The 18,162-nt window shown below is 62.9% G+C and carries 16 protein-coding genes; 5 read left to right on the plus strand and 11 right to left on the minus strand.

Annotated elements, in window-relative coordinates; all coding sequences use genetic code 11:
- Positions 1-92 precede the first annotated feature (92 nt).
- The 4 genes from VIK36_RS21825 to VIK36_RS21840 all read left to right on the plus strand — a co-directional run bounded on the left by VIK36_RS21825 (position 93) and on the right by VIK36_RS21840 (position 5,851).
- Positions 93-1,457 (plus strand): aspartate aminotransferase family protein, encoded by a 1,365-nt coding sequence (locus VIK36_RS21825; protein ID WP_324645374.1) that lies wholly within the window; start codon positions 93-95, stop codon positions 1,455-1,457.
- 151 nt (positions 1,458-1,608) lie between these two features.
- On the plus strand, positions 1,609-2,724 hold the full coding sequence (locus VIK36_RS21830) for a Zn-dependent alcohol dehydrogenase (RefSeq protein WP_324645375.1): 1,116 nt from the start codon (positions 1,609-1,611) through the stop codon (positions 2,722-2,724).
- A 207-nt stretch (positions 2,725-2,931) separates the two neighbouring features.
- Entirely contained in the window at positions 2,932-4,428 is a 1,497-nt protein-coding gene (locus VIK36_RS21835) for an aldehyde dehydrogenase family protein (protein ID WP_324645376.1), read from the plus strand.
- A gap of 151 nt (positions 4,429-4,579) precedes the next feature.
- A complete protein-coding gene (locus VIK36_RS21840; protein WP_159636078.1) occupies positions 4,580-5,851 on the plus strand; it encodes a M20 metallopeptidase family protein in 1,272 nt (423 codons plus the stop codon).
- Positions 5,852-6,398: 547 nt separating this feature from the next.
- Here the strand turns inward: VIK36_RS21840 and mobF are convergent.
- Positions 6,399-10,859 carry a MobF family relaxase gene (mobF, locus tag VIK36_RS21845; protein WP_243753420.1) on the minus strand — a complete coding sequence of 1,487 codons (4,461 nt, stop codon included), beginning with the start codon at positions 10,857-10,859 and terminating at the stop codon, positions 6,399-6,401.
- 406 nt (positions 10,860-11,265) lie between these two features.
- On the opposite strand from mobF, the gene VIK36_RS21850 reads away from it, so the two are divergent.
- On the plus strand, positions 11,266-11,679 hold the full coding sequence (locus tag VIK36_RS21850) for a hypothetical protein (RefSeq protein ID WP_166843118.1): 414 nt from the start codon (positions 11,266-11,268) through the stop codon (positions 11,677-11,679).
- Here VIK36_RS21850 and VIK36_RS21855 read toward each other — a convergent pair.
- The 10 genes from VIK36_RS21855 to VIK36_RS21900 form a co-directional block, all read right to left on the minus strand.
- Positions 11,623-12,105: a hypothetical protein gene (locus tag VIK36_RS21855; RefSeq protein ID WP_166843119.1), complete on the minus strand. Its 483-nt coding sequence runs from the start codon at positions 12,103-12,105 to the stop codon at positions 11,623-11,625. The two genes, VIK36_RS21850 and VIK36_RS21855, sit on opposite strands and share 57 nt — an antisense overlap.
- Before the next feature lie 7 nt (positions 12,106-12,112).
- Positions 12,113-12,370 (minus strand): chemotaxis protein, encoded by a 258-nt coding sequence (locus VIK36_RS21860; RefSeq protein ID WP_166843120.1) that lies wholly within the window; start codon positions 12,368-12,370, stop codon positions 12,113-12,115.
- Between the two features lie 138 nt (positions 12,371-12,508).
- The gene (locus VIK36_RS21865) at positions 12,509-12,796 is read right to left on the minus strand and encodes a helix-turn-helix domain-containing protein (protein ID WP_166843121.1); all 288 of its coding nucleotides are present in this window, start codon (positions 12,794-12,796) and stop codon (positions 12,509-12,511) included.
- Between the two features lie 2 nt (positions 12,797-12,798).
- Complete coding sequence (locus VIK36_RS21870) at positions 12,799-13,065, minus strand: ParB family protein (RefSeq protein ID WP_166843122.1); 267 nt, start codon at positions 13,063-13,065, stop codon at positions 12,799-12,801.
- Positions 13,066-13,079: 14 nt separating this feature from the next.
- Positions 13,080-13,529: a hypothetical protein gene (locus VIK36_RS21875; protein ID WP_166843123.1), complete on the minus strand. Its 450-nt coding sequence runs from the start codon at positions 13,527-13,529 to the stop codon at positions 13,080-13,082.
- A 28-nt stretch (positions 13,530-13,557) separates the two neighbouring features.
- Positions 13,558-13,758, minus strand: coding sequence for a hypothetical protein (locus tag VIK36_RS21880; protein ID WP_166843124.1), 201 nt, complete (start codon positions 13,756-13,758; stop codon positions 13,558-13,560).
- A 77-nt stretch (positions 13,759-13,835) separates the two neighbouring features.
- Positions 13,836-14,732 carry a single-stranded DNA-binding protein gene (locus tag VIK36_RS21885; RefSeq protein ID WP_420716283.1) on the minus strand — a complete coding sequence of 299 codons (897 nt, stop codon included), beginning with the start codon at positions 14,730-14,732 and terminating at the stop codon, positions 13,836-13,838.
- Between the two features lie 5 nt (positions 14,733-14,737).
- Positions 14,738-15,004 (minus strand): glutaredoxin family protein, encoded by a 267-nt coding sequence (locus VIK36_RS21890; RefSeq protein ID WP_166843126.1) that lies wholly within the window; start codon positions 15,002-15,004, stop codon positions 14,738-14,740.
- Positions 15,005-15,746: 742 nt separating this feature from the next.
- Complete coding sequence (locus tag VIK36_RS21895) at positions 15,747-17,096, minus strand: ParB/RepB/Spo0J family partition protein (protein ID WP_166843127.1); 1,350 nt, start codon at positions 17,094-17,096, stop codon at positions 15,747-15,749.
- A 340-nt stretch (positions 17,097-17,436) separates the two neighbouring features.
- Complete coding sequence (locus VIK36_RS21900) at positions 17,437-17,865, minus strand: hypothetical protein (protein ID WP_324645355.1); 429 nt, start codon at positions 17,863-17,865, stop codon at positions 17,437-17,439.
- Positions 17,866-18,162 lie beyond the last annotated feature (297 nt).

The following is an 18,162-nucleotide window of genomic DNA, read 5'->3' on the forward strand; positions in this document are numbered from 1 at the left end:
GAACCTGCCAGGGGATTCACTACCGACTGGCTTTAAAAGCTGCGAGAGCAGCTGCTGATATTTAGGAGCTTCCCATTTCCGACAGCGCGTTGTTGAAACAAATCATCGACAAGAAGTACCCGACAGTGGCCTACGGCGAAGGCGTCTTCCTGTATGACACCGAGGGGCGCCAGTACCTGGATGGTTCAAGCGGCGCCATGACCGCCAGCATTGGCCATGGCGTGGACGAGATTGCGGAGGCGGTGAAAGAACAGTGCCGCCGTGTGGCTTTCACGTATAGAACCCAGTTCACCAGCCTGCCCGCTGAAGAACTGGCCCGCCGGCTCACTGACATTGCTCCCGGGGACCTCGATATGGCGTTTTTTGTCAATAGCGGGTCCGAAGCATCCGAATTCGCCATCCGCGCCGCAGTGAGCTACTGGCGCGAAAGGGGGCTCCCAGGCAAAGTCAAAATCCTTGGCAGGACCATCAGCTATCACGGCATGACAATGGGCGCCCTGTCGATGTCCGGGCACGCAGCGCGCCGCCCCGACTACGGATCCTTGCTCCATGCGTTCTCCTTCGCCCCGCCGGCCTACGCCTACCGCTTCGCCCTGCCAGGCGAGAGCGAGGAAGTGTACGCTGCGCGCGCTGCGAAAGCCTTCGAAGACGCCATTCAGAACGAGGACCCCGGCACAGTCGCGGCAGTCATCGTCGAACCAATCGTCGGAGCCGCCGGCGGGGTCCTGACGCCGCCGGCCGGCTACTTCGCCGGCCTTCGCGACATTTGTGATCGGCTGGACGTGCTGCTGATCATCGATGAGGTCATCACGGGAATGGGGCGCACGGGCGACTGGTTCGCGAGTTCCTACGAGGACGTCGTGCCGGACCTTCTTCTTATCGGCAAAGGAATGAGTGCCGGATACTCCCCTGTTGCTGGCGTCCTGCTGCGGAGCCACATCGTTGAGGCGCTCAGAGAGGGCAGCGGCGTCGCTCCGTTCGGGCACACCTTCTCGGGGAACCCCCTGGGGGCAGCGACCTGCCTGGCGGTCCTGGACTTTATGGAACGCGAGGATATCCTAGCGAACGTCCGGCAACGGGGGAAGCAGCTTGAAGAGGGTCTGCTCTCCCTGGCAACGAGGTACCGCTGCATGGCCGATGTCCGTGGGCGGGGCCTGCTCTGGGGCTTCGAGTTCGTTATGGACCAGGAAAGCAAGCAGGCACCCGATCCTGCACTGGGAGCGGCTGGCCTATTCGTCGATGAATGCCTGGACCAAGGGCTTCTTGTCTACCCGGCCGGGATCGCCCCGCTGAACAACGCCGTGATCCTGTCCCCGCCCTTGGTGATCACCGAAGAGGAGACACGGGTATTGCTGGCGAAGCTGGAAAAAGCCCTCCGCACCCTGGAACGCCACGTTGAGCGCTGGGCCGCTGTAGGTGAGAACCGGCATGGATCCCGAGTTGGAACCGGAAGCTGACACTGATCCCGGCTGTTCTAACGTCCGCGCTGGTCAGCTTGCACATAGTGGTTGTAAAGGCTGTTCCGTCCACACACTTTTGAAACTCGACCAGGGCTGAAGATGGTCGAAGCGACCCATCTGCCAGCTCCTCAACCATCAAGGAAGCCAAGTGACTACACCGATTCTTGCCGCCGTGCTGGAAAAGCCCGGAGCCCCTCTTCGGATCCGCGAACTGCTGCTGGATGATCCGGAGGACACTGAGGTTCTCATCCGGACTGAGCGAGTGGGCCTTTGCCATAGTGATCTGCACTATCTGAAGGGGTCGCTGGATATCTCCCTGCCGGTGGTCCTCGGGCATGAAGTCGCAGGCATTGTCGAGCGCGTCGGTTCTGCAGTCACAAGAATTAAGACTGGTGAAAGGGTCGTGGCAACGGTCACCCCCTCCTGTGGGGCATGCCGCAACTGCATAAGCGGGCGCCCGACCCAGTGCGACCGGGTCGACTCGATGCGTGAGCGGCCTCGACCCAGGCTGCTCTCACCTGATGGATTAGGCGTGGAGTCGCTCGGCGGTATCGGCGCATTTGCAGAGGCCTTCCTCGTGAGGGAGGCATCCGTTGCAGTGGTCGGCTCGGATCTGCCTCCCCAGGTGGCGTGTCTTCTCGGTTGCTGCATTAGTACAGGAGTCGGCGCGGTTATTCACGGCGCAAAGGTCGGACCAGAGGATACGGTTGCCGTGATCGGTTGCGGCGGTGTCGGAATAGCGGCCATTCAAGGTGCCAGGTTGGCTGGGGCACGACGAATCATTGCCATTGACGCTGTGCCGGCGAAGCTGGAGCTCGCCCGTAACTTCGGTGCCACGGACACTGTTGTCTCATCATCCGACCCGACAGAAACACTCATTCAGGTCCGATCACTTCTTCCCCAAGGTGTCAGCCATGCAATCGAGGCGGTGGGCCGCAGCCAGACAGCGGAACTCGCCTTTTCGCTCCTGAGCCCGAACGGAACAGCCACCATCCTCGGTCTCATGCCCGCAGGGTCCGAACTGCGTATCCCCGCAGATGCGCTCGTCTACGGCGACCGACACCTGCAAGGCGCCTACATGGGCGCGAACAGGTTCCTCAGCGACGTCCACATGTTCACGGACCACTACCTGAACAACCGACTGGATCTCGATGCAATGGTCACCAAGGAACTGCCCTTCGAACGTATCAACGAGGGATTCGAAGCGATGGCGGAAGCGTCGACGATCCGAGTTGTGCTGAACATGACCGACAGGCAACTGTGATCCGGACAACTTTGAAGACCGTTTGGCAGCTGACTGTCAGGCCGATCACGATCTGATTTTGCGCCACGGCCAGCGCCGGAACGAAAGCTGCGAACTGTGGCGCTGCAAATCCTCCCGAACATAAACGGTCAAACGTCAATGCCCAGCCCCTGCCGTCGCTGGTCCTGGACGACAAAGACAACAACGAAAATCAGAGGAGCACCTTGAATGACTGCTGAAGGACTAGCACAACTGACCGCTAACACCCCCGACCTTGTCGAGCAACGCTCCTTTGTCGATGGCGCATGGCTGCAGCTCGACGAAAACGGCCGCTACCTTACCAACCCAAATACGGGCGAACCGCGGCAGCCGATGCGAAAGACCGGAAAGGCTGAAGTCGAGTGCGCACTCGCCGCAGCGGCGGCTCTGCACGAGTCCGGGAAACTTGAAGACATCAAACTCCGGGACCGTCTTGAGCTCCTGACGAAGGTGGCCGCATCTCTCGATGCCCAGAGCGAAGAAATCGCGCTGCAGGACAGCATCAACACGGGAGTCCCTATCCGGACCACTCGCCTGATTGCCGGTGCCCTCGGGGACAGAGTCCGGGGAACTATCGCTGAAGCGGAGCAGCTTGGCGAGTCGGAGACCCTTGACGGCGGTGACCGGCCTGTGGTCATCCTGCGCAAGCCCCTCGGCCCGGCCCTCATCGTTGGCCCCTGGAATGCTCCAACCTTTACCGTGGTAGGCAAGGTGGCGGCAGCAATGGCGGCTGGTTGCCCGGTCATCCTCAAACCCTCCGAGAACGCCCCCGGAGGTTGCCAGCTCTTCGCCGAATCGATCGCCGCTGCCATGACCGAACTCGATTACCCGAGCGCCGCGTTTCAACTGGTTCATGGGAATTCGGAGACAGGATCACTGCTGACTTCGGATCCCCGCATCGAGGCTCTTTCGTTTACAGGGGGCGATTCGGCAGGCCGCACGGTCGCGAAGGCTGCGGCGTCCAATCTGGCTGTCATGCAGATGGAGCTCGGATCCAACAATCCCGTGATCATTCTGGATGATGCCGATGTCAGCTCAGCGGCACAGTCCATTGTGCAGGGCATGACCCGTCTCAATGGCCAGTGGTGCGAGGCGCCCGGCAAGGTACTGGTTGACGGGTCGGTTCACGACCGTTTCGTTGAAGCTATGAAGTTCGAACTCAGTAAGCTTCGGGTCGGAAATGCCTTGGATGAGACAACGGAAGTGGGTCCCCTGGCGTTTGAGCGGCAGCGTGATGGTTTGGTAGCCGCAGTGAATCGACTCGTCGAACTGGGGGGAACGCTGGTCACTGGCGGCGATCTACCGGATCTTGACGGCTGGTTCCTGGCACCGGGGATGATCGTCGGATGTCCGGCCGGCGCCGCCGCGGAAGAACTCTTCGGGCCACTGGTCACGGTACATCCCGTGCATTCCGTTGAAGAGGCGCTTGGCCATGCAAACGGACCGGCAACCGGTCTTGATGCCTACGTATTCGGCGGTGACGAAACACGGGCCATCGACGTGGCATCCCGTATTCGTGCCGGGGAGGTCCGCATCAACGGCACGTTCATGAGCGACCTGGCCGGCAATTCGCGGCAGAGTTTCTGGGGTACCAGCGGTATGGGAGGCCACGGTCCCCAGTACGGCGTTCGCTTCTTTACCGGCGACCGCGTGGTTGGCGTGGACAGGACGGATTTCCCGCTCTAGGCGCCGTATCCGACCCCAAAGCGTAAGCGAGGCCCTGCGAGGCCTGCGACAGACATTCCGGGAACGTGACGCCTGGCTAAGGCGGGGGCTCCGCGTCCTCTCGGGCAAGCAGCAGGCCAGGGCCTGGCAACATGAGACGAGAAACCCTTCAATGACAGATACTTCAACGACAGATACGGTGCGGTTTTCACCGCTGAGTTTCCTTGAGGGCGCCACGGCGGCGATCCCGGCCTTTGGAAGCGACCTGGTCGATTTCCGTAGGGAAATGCACGCCGATCCTGAAGTCGGCCTGTATCTGCCCCGCAGCCAGGCCCGGGTCCTTGAGGCACTCAAGGGACTCGACCTCGAAATAAGCCTGGGAAAAGCGGCCTCGTCCGTGGTTGCGGTACTCCGGGGCGGGGCCACCCAGTCCCCCGTTGGGAGCCGTCCTACTGTACTGCTTAGAGGGGACATGGACGCCCTTCCTGTGGCAGAAAAAACGGGTATACCCTTTGCATCGACCAATGGCGCAATGCATGCCTGCGGTCATGACCTGCATACAGCGGGCCTGATTGGTGCCGCCCGTTTGCTCTCGTCCGTACGTCACAGCCTGACCGGCGACGTCATCTTCATGTTCCAACCGGGGGAGGAAGGACATGACGGGGCCCGCATCATGCTGGAGGAAGGCGTTCTTAATGCAGCCGGCAGGCGACCGGATGCTGCCTACGCCCTGCATGTCGTTTCAGACATGCCGTCAGGCGTGTTCACGACCCGGGCCGGCTCCTACATGGCAGCCTTCGGAGATCTGTCCGTCAAGGTTATCGGGCGTGGTGGGCACGGTTCCCGCCCCTTCCAGGCTCTGGATCCCATACAGGTAGCTGCTGAAATGCTTGGAGCGCTACAGACGTACATCACCCGGCGATTCAACGTTTTTGATCCCGTGGTTCTTTCCGTGGGCCAGTTCCATGGTGGTTCCGCCTCTAATGTCATACCTGATTCGGCGGAATTCAGGGCCAGCGTCAGATCTTTCAGCCCCGGTGTCGAAGCACGGCTCGCACAGGAGTTGCCGGATCTTATCCGGCAACTGGCGTCCGCTCATCAACTGACAGCCGACGCAACGTTCACTCCAGTTATGCCGGCCACCGTCAATCACGACAGTGACGCCGAACTCTGGGGCAGGACAGCACGGACATTCTTCGGAGAGCACCGGTTCGTGCCCAGCCCGTCCCCCAGGACCGGCTCTGACGATTTCTCCCGGGTCCTCGTGGAGGTCCCCGGAGCGTACGGGCACCTCGGAGCTGGGTCTCCAGATATCGACCCCATGGAGTGGGCTCCCATGCATTCGCCCAGGGCAGTGTTTGACGACAGTATCCTCGTTGATCAGGCACAATTCATGGCGGGTGTGGCGCTTGGAAAGCTTCAGGAGTTGGAGGTGCTGGGGTAGCTCGGAGGGCTTCCGGAGCGGCCACACCTCACTTGAAGCAGTGGACCTAGCAGTACCCGTCTCGAAGCTCGAATGGATAGCACTTCAACCACTATCAGGTTGCCGTACACCCCAATCTGACGTCAGGCGGTGCGCCTGAAACCGTCAGGATAAGATTTCGCAACGGACTTACGGACACCAGATGGTGACGGTCTGAGGCTTCAACCTGACACGTCGTAACTCACAGCGTTAGTCCGAACGCATCGTGAGCGGATGCTAAGTGCTTTGCTAACCGCAATTTACTGCTAGCCACCTTCCCGCCGTCGGGCAGGTGGAGGACCCAAGAGCCTTCAGCGACACGGAGGATTTGGTAACGCCCTTTGTCTCCGTCGGCAAACCACGCGGTGCGGACGCCCGTGCGCAGATCCTTGCGCCACTTCAGAGGGTAGTTCACCGCATCGTCTCCTACTTCAATTACGATTGCGCCCTCACGCCGGCGGCTCCAACTGTCCAATGATTTTTTGGATCATTGGTTCCGCTGCCTACAGCCGGGGACAATCCTGATGGGTTATAGGCCAATCCCAGGTCCGCGGATCTCGTCCGCTGACCGCTGCTGTTCCCTCACGGCGCGTTCACTGGCTAGGCGGGCTTGCCGCTGCGCTTCGGTTTCCGTTGCCTGTTCTGTCGGTTTCCGGGCCGGTGTGTTCTTTGCCTGCTGCTCTGCGATCATGCGTTCGAGCTTGGTCCGCAGGCGTGGTTTGTCCTTTTGGGCCGGCGTGACGGCAGTGGGTTCCTGTGCGTTCAGGGCGCGGTCCTTGTCCGTAGCGTCCTGGGCCGGTGCGGCGGGGGCGTGAGTTCCCTTGGCGCGGTCCAGGGCCTCGGCTGCTGCTGTGAGCTTTTCCGCTTCGGTGGCGTGGTCCTTGAGTGCCCGGGCACGTTTGGAGACGGTCACGGCGCGGTCGTGGAGGTCTTGGCCAATGTCATTGGTGCGGAGGTTTTCGGGCACGGGGACCTGCTCTGTGTCGGGGACGTTGTAGCGGGCGCGGAAGAGTTCAAGTTCGGCGGCGGTATCCCGCCACTGCTGTGCAGCGGCGGGGTCCGCGGGGACGGGGCCGAGCTGCTGCGCCCACACGGGCGGCTCGGCAGCAAGCATGTGGCCGCGTTCGTCCAGGCGTGCGGTGAGAACTTCCCGTCGGGCCATGAGTTCTTCCCGCCACTCCTGGGGCAGGTATTCGCTGGCGACCGTATGGGCCGGGGCGAGCCAGTCAGGCAGCCGGTCAATCTTCTCTGCCCGGACGGGCGTGCCGGGGGTGATGGCTCGGAGGCGTTCTTCTGCCCTGACGCGGGCTGCGATGACCTGGTGGTTCATGGACCGGTTATGCTCCGTCGCCACATTAGGCGCGGCGGCGTACTGGCTCCGGGAGCCGCGTTCGGCAGCTTCGGTGCTGTTCTTTCCGGTGCGGGCCTGTTCGGCGCGGATCTTCTGCTCTTCAACCAGGGCGCGGAGGCGGTACTGGTTCCTGCGCGCCAGGGCAGGATTGTTGATTGATTCGGTTTCCCGGGCCGTGAAACGTGAAGTGAAGATCCGGCGTTCGAGCTCGGCGTCGCTCAGGCCACCGTGGCGGCGGTTGGTCCAGTGGTCCGCCGGGTGCGGGCCGTGGACGGCTGACGCCGCAGTGTAGGAGGCTGCGCGGTCTTCCCCGATGGCTGCAACGTCCTTTTTCAGGGCGGCAAGCTGTTCATCGGTGAGGTTCGCCAGGGGCCGGGCGCCGGCGGCGGCGAGGACTTCGGGGGCCTTCTCCACGATCGATTCGATCCGCCAGGACAGCACAGCGGACTTATCCTCAGCGCCGTCGAAGTCACGTTCAGTTGCGGCACGGGTCAGCAGCTGGGCGGGATCCCAGCCGTCGTGTTCGGCCTTAGCCAGGTTGGTAGCCACGGCACCCCAGGACTCGGTGGCCACGAACGTTTCCGCACCTTCTCCCAGGACTTCCCGGGCGAGGGCGGCCATCCGGATCCTGTTCGCTTCTTCGGTGACGTAGCGGTACTGGTCCGCGAGGGTCAGGGGGTTGTTGATGCGTTCGTATTCGGTGCTGAGCCCTTCGTGCGCGGAGGTTTCGTGGCTGTGGTTTGCCGCGATGGTGGACAGGACGCTGTCCCGGTCCTGGCCTTCGTCCAGGACAACGAACAGGACGTTTTCATCCCGGCCACGGGTCGCGGCGACGTAGGCGTTTTCGCGGGAAGTGGCAGCGTCAAGGATAGGGATACCGGCGTCTTTGGTCATGCCCTGGGCGCGGTGCGTGGTCAGGGCATAGCCAAGGTGAACATGCTCGGTGACGTACGCGGCGGGCAGCTGCACAGTTCCGCCGTGGCCAAGGTGGGTCACGGACAGGGAGCCGTCCTGGTGGGCTTCATCGACGGTCCACAGGTCCCCGTTCTTCACCACGTCGCGGCCGCGTTTGGTTTTCAGGGCTGAGTCGTTCTGACGGGTCACAATGGTGTCACCCATCCACGCGGTGGACCCGTCCCGCAGCGGCACGGACACCCCGGCGCGGGCGACTTCACCGGTTTCAACCCGGTAGGCCTGGGCGCGTTCGGAGAGCCGTTGTGCGCTCTCGTTGGTCGGGGCCATCATCACCGCCTGGTCCCCGGCGTTCAGGCGTTCCTGCCACAGCCCAAAGGCCAGTCCTTCAACAACGTCAGCGGCACCGGCCTGGACGCGACCGTTGTCTTTGTACCAAGCGAACGGGTCTGCTTCGTTCTCCGTTGGCGTGCGCAGAGCCAGGGACGCTTCGGCTTCTTCAGGTGTAGTGAAGCGGTGGATCGTTTCGAGTTCGGTCGCGCCGATCTCATTGATCAGCAGCCGCAGCGCCCCGCCGGCCTGCACGGCCGAGAGCTGCCGGTCATCGCCCAGCAACCGGACGAGGCCGCCGTGGGCTTCGACTTCCCGGACAATATCTGCCAGCTTCCCAGTGCCCTGCATCCCCGCTTCATCAACGATCACGAGGGTGCCGGGGGTGACCGTGAACGGTCCTGGATTCGCCGGCGGGTTCGCCGGGTCGGAGCCGTGGTTGATGTGCAGGAATTTGTCCGTGGTGGCCGCCAGGATGCCGAGCTGTTCGCCCAGGTTCGCTGCTGCAACCGCTGAGGGCGCGAGCCCGATAACCCCGCCACCAGCATGCGTCACGGCAGAACGGACCAAGGCCATGGCCGTCGACTTGCCGGTGCCGGCTGCACCGATTCCCACGGCCAGGAGCTTGGAGCTGGTGGCGAATGCGCGGGCGAGTTCGATCTGTCCGGCATCGAGGGGGTGCGCCTTTTCCCCGGCGGCCACAGCGGCGTTGTAGGCCTCCACGGCGGCGGTGAAGTCTTGGTTGGATGCAGCCGGAATCACGTCGCGGGTCCCGGCGCGCAGCAGCCGGTTTTCGTCTTCGAGGATTTTGGTGGAGGTGTAAAGGGTGTCGGTGCGGTGGTTGAAGTCCGCGGTGCCGGCGTTACGGGTGAGCGCTTCAAACCGGCCGTGGACCTGGTCAGGGGTGATGCGCACGGACGCGGTGCCCAGGGACGCGGACACCACGTCTTCGATGGTCCCGGCCGGTACCGGGCCGTGGACGCTCGCGTATTCCTTGGCCCACCGGTGGGCTTCTGCCATGACGTTTTGCGCGGTCCAGGTGGAGCGCTTATCGGAGACGGCAGCGACGATGGATCGGGCTGCGGCGTGGACGTCTATACCGGTAGCTGCTTCCCGTGGTGCGAGGGTCCGGGCACTGGTGAGGGCGTCGAGTTCGGCGTCGCTGTAGAGGGTACGCGCTTCCTCACGCCATGCTTTGCCCTGTTCCTGAAGTGTCTTCGGGGCTTCCTTGTCGGGTCGGGTTTGCAGGGTCGCGGCCTGCGCGAGCTTGATCAGGGCGGCAGAGTCAGGGGCGTGTCCGTGCTGTTCTTCGTACGCTTTGCGCAGTTCAGCAAGGGAGGTGCGGATGCCTTCGCTGCGCTTGGAGAACAGGGCGGTCAGTTCCCTGGGCACCGAGGAAACTTCCATGACGGGCTGCTTGGATCCGTTGACGGTACGGGTTTCGAACTCCACGCCGGCAGCTTCAAGGTGGGCCTGCAAGCGGGTGTTGTAGTGCTCGGAGACGGCGACCGCGGAGCGGTGCAGGAGCTTACCGTCGATGGTCTTCCATTTCCCGGCGTCGTCCTGGACCTTGTTCGAAACCACCACGTGGTGGTGCAGGTTCGGGTCTCCCAAACGCGAGTCATGGTGGCGGAAACTCGTGGCGATCAGGCCGCCGCTGACGGAGGTTTGGGCTATTCCGTTGGTCCCTGAACGGGTCGCCAGGGCGTGCTGTTCGAGGTAGTTCAGGGAGTCGGTGAGGGCGGCCTGCTGGGCGGATTCGACAAGGGTCCTGGTGTCGGCGTCGCCCAGGGCCCAGAGGACGGAGACGCTTTTGACGGGCGTGAACGTCAGGTCATATCCGGCCACGGCTTCCTGCTGCGGGCGGAGCTGGGCGGTGATGTACCGGCCGAGTTCTTCCTTGGAGACCGGGTTGCGCCCGTGGGATTCGCGGAACATGAGAGCGCCTGCGGTGGCCCGTATGCGGTGCCGTTCGTCGGGCGTGGGCTTGCGCTGCTTGAGGCGTTCAAAGTCGCTCTCGCGGACGCTGATGGCCTGTGAGAGGGCATTGTCTTTGGGGCTGTACTCGTAGAACTTCCGGCCGAGTTTTGCTTCCTTATCGGCGGCCTTCGTGGCCTCCTTTTCGCTGAGTCCGGAGGCGCGCTTCTCGGCAAGGATGCGTTCGTAGTCAGGGTGCCGGCCCTGCCCGAAAAGGTTGGCCATTTGCTCTTCGGTGACGTTCCCGGCCATGCCCAGGGCGGCCGCGCCGTTGCCGATCCACTGCCCGGGCGGCAGGCCTTCTACGGTGTAGTAGTCGCCCAGCTGGCGGTCATTGGAGCGCAGCTGATCCCCGCTGGCGGTCTCCTGTGTGTAGTACAGGTAACCGGTGCCAGCACTGAGAACGTGCAGCGACATCATCACCCGATTCTAACGGAATCGGCCTCGTTTATTCGAAATGCAAGAGGTGTGACCGATTTCTGAGTTTTTCTGCTGGGTGAGGTACGAGCGCAGCGGCTTTCGAAAAGCTCAGAGGGCTGTCCATTCTTTGAATGCGGCTGTCCATCATGAAAAGCAGAGCTTTGATTGTGGGCAGGCGCTGTCGCGGTTCTCCACAGGCTGGATTAGAACGCAACCTAACTGGGCACATACGGGGTGCCGTTCCTGCCTTGAAGCGGAATTGGAGTTAGGCTGCCCGCCCGGTCATGGTCGCACCCGCAAGCACGGCCCGGGTGGGGCCTCTAACCGTTAGGTTCGAGGCAGGTAGGCTCTGGCACAATGGTGATGAGGCACGTTCGATTCGACAGCACACCCAAGGGGGGCCGTGATGGCTGGTAAGACACGCAATTCGATGATGGTTCAGGCACGCAGGAAGACCGAAGAGCTGGCAGCAAAGCGGCGCGAGCGTGAAGCGGAGCTCCAGTCTCTGGCCACCGACTTTCACGCTTCAAATCTTCTGGCGGATGCCATCGTTGAGGAAGCAGAGCGTCAAGCCGCTGAGCTGATCGCTAAAGCGAAGCAGGAAGCGGCCGCGGCCGCTGAGGAAGCGAAGGCCACGATTGAGAAGATGCTTGCCACCGGGGAAACCCGCCAGGGCGTCGCGGAGCTGCTGGATGTGAGTGTGTCCTACGTGCGGAGCGTCGATGTTGCGGCAGCGAAGAAGAAGAAGACGGCCGCTGCCGGGTCAGAAGAGAGTGGGGGCGTCCGGGTCGATGCCGGACATGAGGGGTCTGATCACTGACTCGTCCCAGCCGTGCGCTTTGAGCGCGTCGCGGAGCTCGCGTGACTGAGCGGCGAAATTAGCGCGGCCGACGCCACGCCATCGCCAGGTATGGGCGTTGGCGTGGCGTCTCTTTTGGGCCCGGTCCAGAAGGTTCGCGGCCTGGGTTCCTGGGTAGGTGTGGCTGTCGGTCCCGCCGGTGGAGCGGACGCACAAGGGAATGTCGCATGAGTGCATGAGGACTACCCCGGGGTCCAGTTCCTCACCCGTGAGAAGCGTGTGCGCGTAACGTTGTGGGCGGACGGCTTGCTGGCCGCCGGCCTCGTTGCGGATCCAGTACCTTCCGTAGCCGTCATCGGAGACAGCGCCGGTCCACAACCAACAGTCATCCGGGCGGGGGCCTTTGATGACTTCGGACCAGAAGCGGTCCTCCGGGGAGCCGGTCACGGTGTGTTCACCAGCGACGCCAGCGCGATTCGAGCTTGTTCGCGGCCGCGAAGAATACGATCATGAACAGGGCCGGCACCACGGCGTGAAGCAGGCTCTGTCCAATCCACGCTGCCAGGGCTGTCAGCAGGGCGATGAACCCCGCGGCCTTCGAGAGGAAGATCAGTGCGCCCCGCCCGGCCAGGATGGGATGGGTCAGCGCGTAAATGATCCAACCGGTTAGTGCCACAGCTGCGAACGCTGCGAGGAAAACGATGATGAACATGTCCGCTCCTAACGGGTGGGGTGGACTCTAAAGAGGGCAAGCCCATGGTCGGTCATGGTCCGGTTAACCAGGGAACCGTCCATCGCCCGCACGAAAGGCCTGGAACCGGCCACGACTGCCCCCTATGGCCCCGGCTCACTACTGCTCTTCCTCGGCTTCACCTGCGGGCAGTTGCCCGGCTGCGATACGTTCGGCTGTCTTCTCGTAGGCGGCATCGATGTACGCGGTCAGGTCATCCAAGCGAATGCGCCAAATGCCCCTCGGACCGAACTGCGCGCCCCTTAACTCGCCACTTCGCAACAGCCCGTAGACCATCGGTTTACCCAGGTTCAGGATCTCCTGGACCTCGTCAATCGTCAGCATCTTCGGGAACGGCAGAGACGCCCCGGTCCCCGCCTTGTCCACTTCTTCAGTCCACAGAGCCATAGCTACTTTCCTTCGTCCCGCTGCCGCATCTCATCCATCGTCCGCTGCCCGCGCCGCAGCTCGCCCGCCGGCACCGGAGGCCAGGGCTTGCCGCCGTTGTACTTGCGTTGCATCCGCTTCACCTCGCGCATGGTCGCCCGGACAATGAGGTCAGAGACACTGGCGTCCCCCTCCTGCAGACCGGCGGCCTTGAACGCGGCCCGCACCTGCCCGGCCTGATCCTCGGTGTAGTACGGCGTGAACGCCGGCACCTTCTTGGGTTTCACCATCAGCAGGCCTTGGCTTAGACGGCGCGCAGCGCCTGCGGCCAGGGGTGGAGACTGTCCAGTAAGCCCTTGCCCCTGGTTACCGTTCCGTCCTCGTGGAAGCGGATATCGGCGTGCTGGTGGCTGCCGCCGGCGTGTGCGATCGCTGCCAGGACAAGGTCCAGGTTCTCCCGGTCCAGGCCCGGCACTACGTCGCCCAGGACCACCGGCACATCCTCAGCCAAGGAGGCGGCCAACATCAGGAAACGGCGCTCCCCGCCCGAGAGTGCGCCGGCCTCCTCCGGGATGGACGCAAAGTCGATCCACGCGTGTTCCTGGTAGCCCTCATCGCTGGTGCTGGCGGCGTGAACCCAGGGGTTGCCGATCGCTGCGAAGCGGCCACCAAAAGCCTTCAGCAACATTTCCGTGGCTGCCTCGGTGGTGTACGTGCCTCGCGCCCAAGCGCGGAGGTCATCTGCATGCGTCATCTTTGTGTCCTTTGTTTGTGGTCTTGGGTTAGTAGCCGGCCCTGGCGGCCCGGTCGAGGGCGGCCTTTGCATCGCGGATGGCGCGGCGCGCGTCCCGCAGGGCGTCGGCCTGCTCATTGTTGGGGCCAGCTCCGGGACGCCAGTCCGAGCGGAGTTCGTCTTCGACGTCGCCCAGAAGTGCGAACGCCCTGGAGCGCATGTCTTCGAAAGTGGGCAGATTTTCGGCCATTCTGGGTCCCATCGTGGAAGTTGAGAGCGATGCCTGTCGGGGCCAGCGTATCGGCTGACCCCGACAGTTGTACTGCTTTAGAACGGGGGTTCGGAGTCGGGTCCGTTGCCCCATCCGCCGGCTGTGTTGCTGTTGGCTGGAACGGCCCAGGGATCGTCCTGCGGCCCGGTCTGCTGCCGGGTGTTACCGTTGCCCTGGACGCCGTTCCCCTGCGTGCCTTGGTTGCCGCGCTGGGTTCGGATGACCTTGGCATTCGCGTAGCGGAGTGAGGGACCGACCTCGTCCACCTCCAGCTCGATCACGGTGCGCTTCTCGCCCTCCTTGGTTTCGTAGGAACGGGACTTCAGCCGGCCTGTCACGATCACGCGCATGCCCTTGGCCAGGGACTCGGCAACGTTCTCAGCTGCTTCCCGCCACACACTGGCCCGGAGGAAAAGCGTCTCCCCGTCCTTCCACTCGTTAGACTGACGGTCGAACGTCCTGGGCGTGGAAGCGATGGTGAAATTCGCGACGGCAGATCCACTGGGCGTGAATCTCAGCTCTGCATCTGATGTCAGGTTTCCAATGACGGTAATGGTGGTTTCGCCGGCCATGATGGTTCCTTTTCCTCGCGTGCTGGTGATGTTCTCAGTCTCTGTTGCGGGTTGGTCTGCGGGGTCGGTCCCGCCCGGTTCGTCGTGGGTGAGGTCGTTAGGTTGGTACTGGTTCGCGGTGTGTTCGTCCCAGAGCCCGCCCTCCCCGAGCTGGCGGCGGCTGATGGCCTCAAAGAACCGGTCATCCCCTGCTTGGCCCGGGATGGCATAGCCCTCGTACAGGTCCTCGCTGAGCGGTTCCACGATCGCGGGTTCCACGCGGTAGGGGTCTACAGCCTCGAAGGGAATCTTGCCGCTGGGGTTGACCTGCCTGAACAGGTCCACCTCCAACGGGATCCGCGGGTGGAGGTTGAACCCCACGACCGGGCGCATTCTCTCCACGGTCCTCACGCAGCCTTGTGGCTCATGGCCGCCTGGACGAGCTTGTCGCGGCGCAGACCCGACCAGTGGTCCTGGTCATCAAAATTGTTCTGCACAACGGGCGCCTGAGAGTAGCCCAATTCGGCGGTGATGTACTCCAGCGCTGCCAGCACTTCGGTGATGTCCACGGCCGTGTAGGTGATGCCCTTGGAGTCGAAGTAGTCCTTCGTCTTCTCGCAGTTGGGGCAGTCGGGCTTGGTGTAGACCGTGTAAGCGGTGGGCGAAGCAGTCATTTTCAGCACCTGGTTTCGTATCAAATAAGTTTCGTTCGTCTGGCTGACTTGCTACCTCAATTCTAGCATTCATTCAACTGAAAGAATAGGGGTTTTACCGCTTATTTCCGGGGTTTTTGCTTCCAAGAATTACCCGCGCAATAGGTGTAATCCATTGCAAGGGAATTTCGGTCCATTTCAGAAGCTGACTGCACAGATGTCAGAAGTCCTCTGCACAGCTCCGGTCACCACCGAGGAAAGGTTGGTGACGCCGCCGGCAACTGTGGTCATCCCCGCCGGTTCCTCCAGCGGCAGCCCCCCTGTGCCTTGGAAGGCTCCAGGGAGGTTCGGTGACGTGCAGGTCGTGGGTGGAATGTGGGAGTGGGTGGGTGTCGTCCCGGCTGAAGGAACTCAAACCACAGCGAGCCTCGCGCCGGCGGTGCATGGTGTGGACCATGGGAACGGTGCCCCGTTAACCCGGAAAGGAGCCGGCGTGTGCCGGCTCCTTTCGGGTTTCTCTGCAAAGAAATCTATGGTCAGTCTAGCTGAATGGTGGGCCGCGGGCTGTGCAGCTCCATTGCTGCAGCGCGGCTTTTGTCCTGGGTTCTGGGTGTGGCGGAAAGCGGCGGTCCGCCGCCTGGTGAGTGGTTGCTGTGGTTCGCCCTGGGCGGCGGACCGCCCGACTTCTGGAAGGTTCCGTCCCACCCTGTGGTGATTGGCTGGGGCCTTGCCGGGCGGTGGGGGGCCGCCCGGCAAGGGGTCTTTATGCCGCTGGTTCGTCCTCGACCGGTTTGCCGCTGTCGATGATGATCTGCTCAGTTTCCGATGCGGTGTAGCCCCAAACCACCAGTTGGTTCAGGTAGTCCCGGTGGGTTTGGGACGGTGAGCGCCACGAGTCTTTTTGGATGGTCTTTTCATACCCTGCGCAGATCAGGGCGATAAGTCCGAACTCCGGGCGGGCGGTCGTTTTGGCGACGTGGTCCCGGAGCGGGTTCCACGCCCACTGGTTGGATTCCTCGATCTTGGCTCCGACCATCTCAGCTGCGACCTTGCCCTCGTAGCCGCTGGCGGTTTCGGGGTGGTGGGTGATCGCGTGGAGGGTGAAGTACTGCCAGCCCTTGGGGGCCTGCTTCTTGGCCAGCAGGTTCTTGACCCATTCACGCCTGACAACAGTTGCCGACTGCATCAACTTGTTGTTCTCTATCAGGGTCGTCCGCTCGGCCTTCTGCTCGTCGGTCATCGGGCCTTTCGGGGCCGATGTGCCGTAGCCGCTGTAGTAGCGGAGAGTGAAGCCCAGGTCTTTCCAACCGGTGACGACAGCGACGGCGGAGTGCTCGCCACGATAGCCCGTCTCGATGTAGACGGCGTTGCCGTCCTCATCGGTGGCCGGTTCCCCATCTGCCCTTTTCAGGGACGTGACGCGGAGGGTTTCGCTGTCCTCCCCGTACCCGCATTCGGGAACAATAATCGTTCCTGCTGCTTCCAGCTCTGCGGTGAAGGCAGCCAGCGCGGCGGCGCGGTCGCGCTTGTCGCGCAGCTGCTGGGTGACGTGCAGGAGCATGTCGGGTTCGTCCATGATGACTGACTCGATTTCGGCCGTCGCTTCCTCGTCTGACTCAAACTCGGCGAGAATCAGGGCTGCTTCGATGGTGTAGCCCTTGCCCAGGGCGGCGGCTCCGGTCTCGGTGGACTTGGCTTTGAGGGCGGACTCGACGTTGGTCTTGGTCCGTCCGGTCTTCTTGGCGATCGCGGCCGCCGAGACACCGATCAGGGACAGCTGGTGGTAGGCGTCGGCCTCGTCGGCTTCGGTCAGTTCGGCGCGCTGGATGTTCTCCACCACCTGCGTGACGATGCGCTCGGCTTCCTCGGGAGACTCGATGATCATCACCGGGATCAGGGGCCGTCCGGCTTCGACGGCGGCGCGGGTGCGGCGCTGTCCCATCAGCACGTGCACGGTTCCGTCGTCCTTGCGGTGGGCGATGACCGGTTCCATCACGCCGTGCTCTTTGATGCTGGCGACGAAATCGGCGGTCAGGGCAGCGTCCTTTCGGACGTTAATGTCAACGGTCAGGGTTGCCGGATCGAACATTTCAAGCGTGGGTGTTGCGTTCATGGTTTTTGCCTTTGCAGAGACGTGGGGTGTGTGGGGCGGCTTAGGTGACCGGCCAGCTTCCCTCTCCCCCGGATTGTTTTTGGTTGCTGGCAAGCTTGCTTGCTCGGCGGCCGACGGAGCCCTGTCTACCCGCCAGGGCAAGGAGCGGGAAATTCCCGGAGGAAATAAGCGACGAAGGAGCGCCGGAGGGACATTTCCTGCACCGCAGGCCCCGACGAAGGAGGGGCTAGACGGGGTGGAGCGGACGCCTAGAATCCGCAGGAATCTCAATGATGTTGTCAACGGATTCTTAGGTGCTTTTGGGGCGTCCCGGGGGTTTCGCCGGGACACCCTGGGCGTTCTAGCTTGTCCAGCCTGGGTAGGGCCTCCGGTCCTGGTCCGGCAGTTCCGGGGCGGTGGCGGGCAGATTGTCCGGGCCGTCGGACTGGCCTGAGGCCCAGTGGAAGAACACCTCGGCGGTGATCGCTTCAAAGCAGGCGCCCTGGGACCGGAACCAATACGTGGAGGTGTCACCTTCGATGTAGGTGCCGTAGCCGAACAGTTCCCCGTTGCCGTCGCGGGTGCGGGCGACGGCGAAGATGATGTAGGGCCAGGATCCGGCGTCCCAGCCTTCGCTTCCCCAGTTCGGCAGCGCGCTCCAGGCGGTGCCTTCGAGAGTGTCCATCCAGTCGTATCCGTCCCCTGCCCGGTCGTCGGCGGGAAGGGCCGGGGCGGTTACGGCTTCTGCAGTGTCTTTCGTGACTGTGCGGGTCTTTGTCGTTGTGGTCATGGGGTAATGCCTCCGTTTCGCTCGGGCGGGGCGAGGCCACCTGTACCGGCGTCCCCTTCTCCCCCACCATGTTTTTGCCTGCTGGCGGAGCATCGCGTAGCTGTGCCCGACGGAGCCGGGGCAACCCGAAGGGCAAGCAGCGGATGGGTTGTGTGAGGAAATAAGCGCAGCGCCGAACGCAAGGCATCGGCTGCGCGGCCGTCCGCAGGACGGTTGCGCCGGTGGAGCGGGCACGTATGATCCAACGGACAGCAGCAAAAAAGAAAAGAAAACGCTTGTGCCGCCCGAGCGCAGCGA

This window comes from Pseudarthrobacter sp. LT1 (genome assembly GCF_035621795.1).
Taxonomy (GTDB): domain Bacteria; phylum Actinomycetota; class Actinomycetes; order Actinomycetales; family Micrococcaceae; genus Arthrobacter.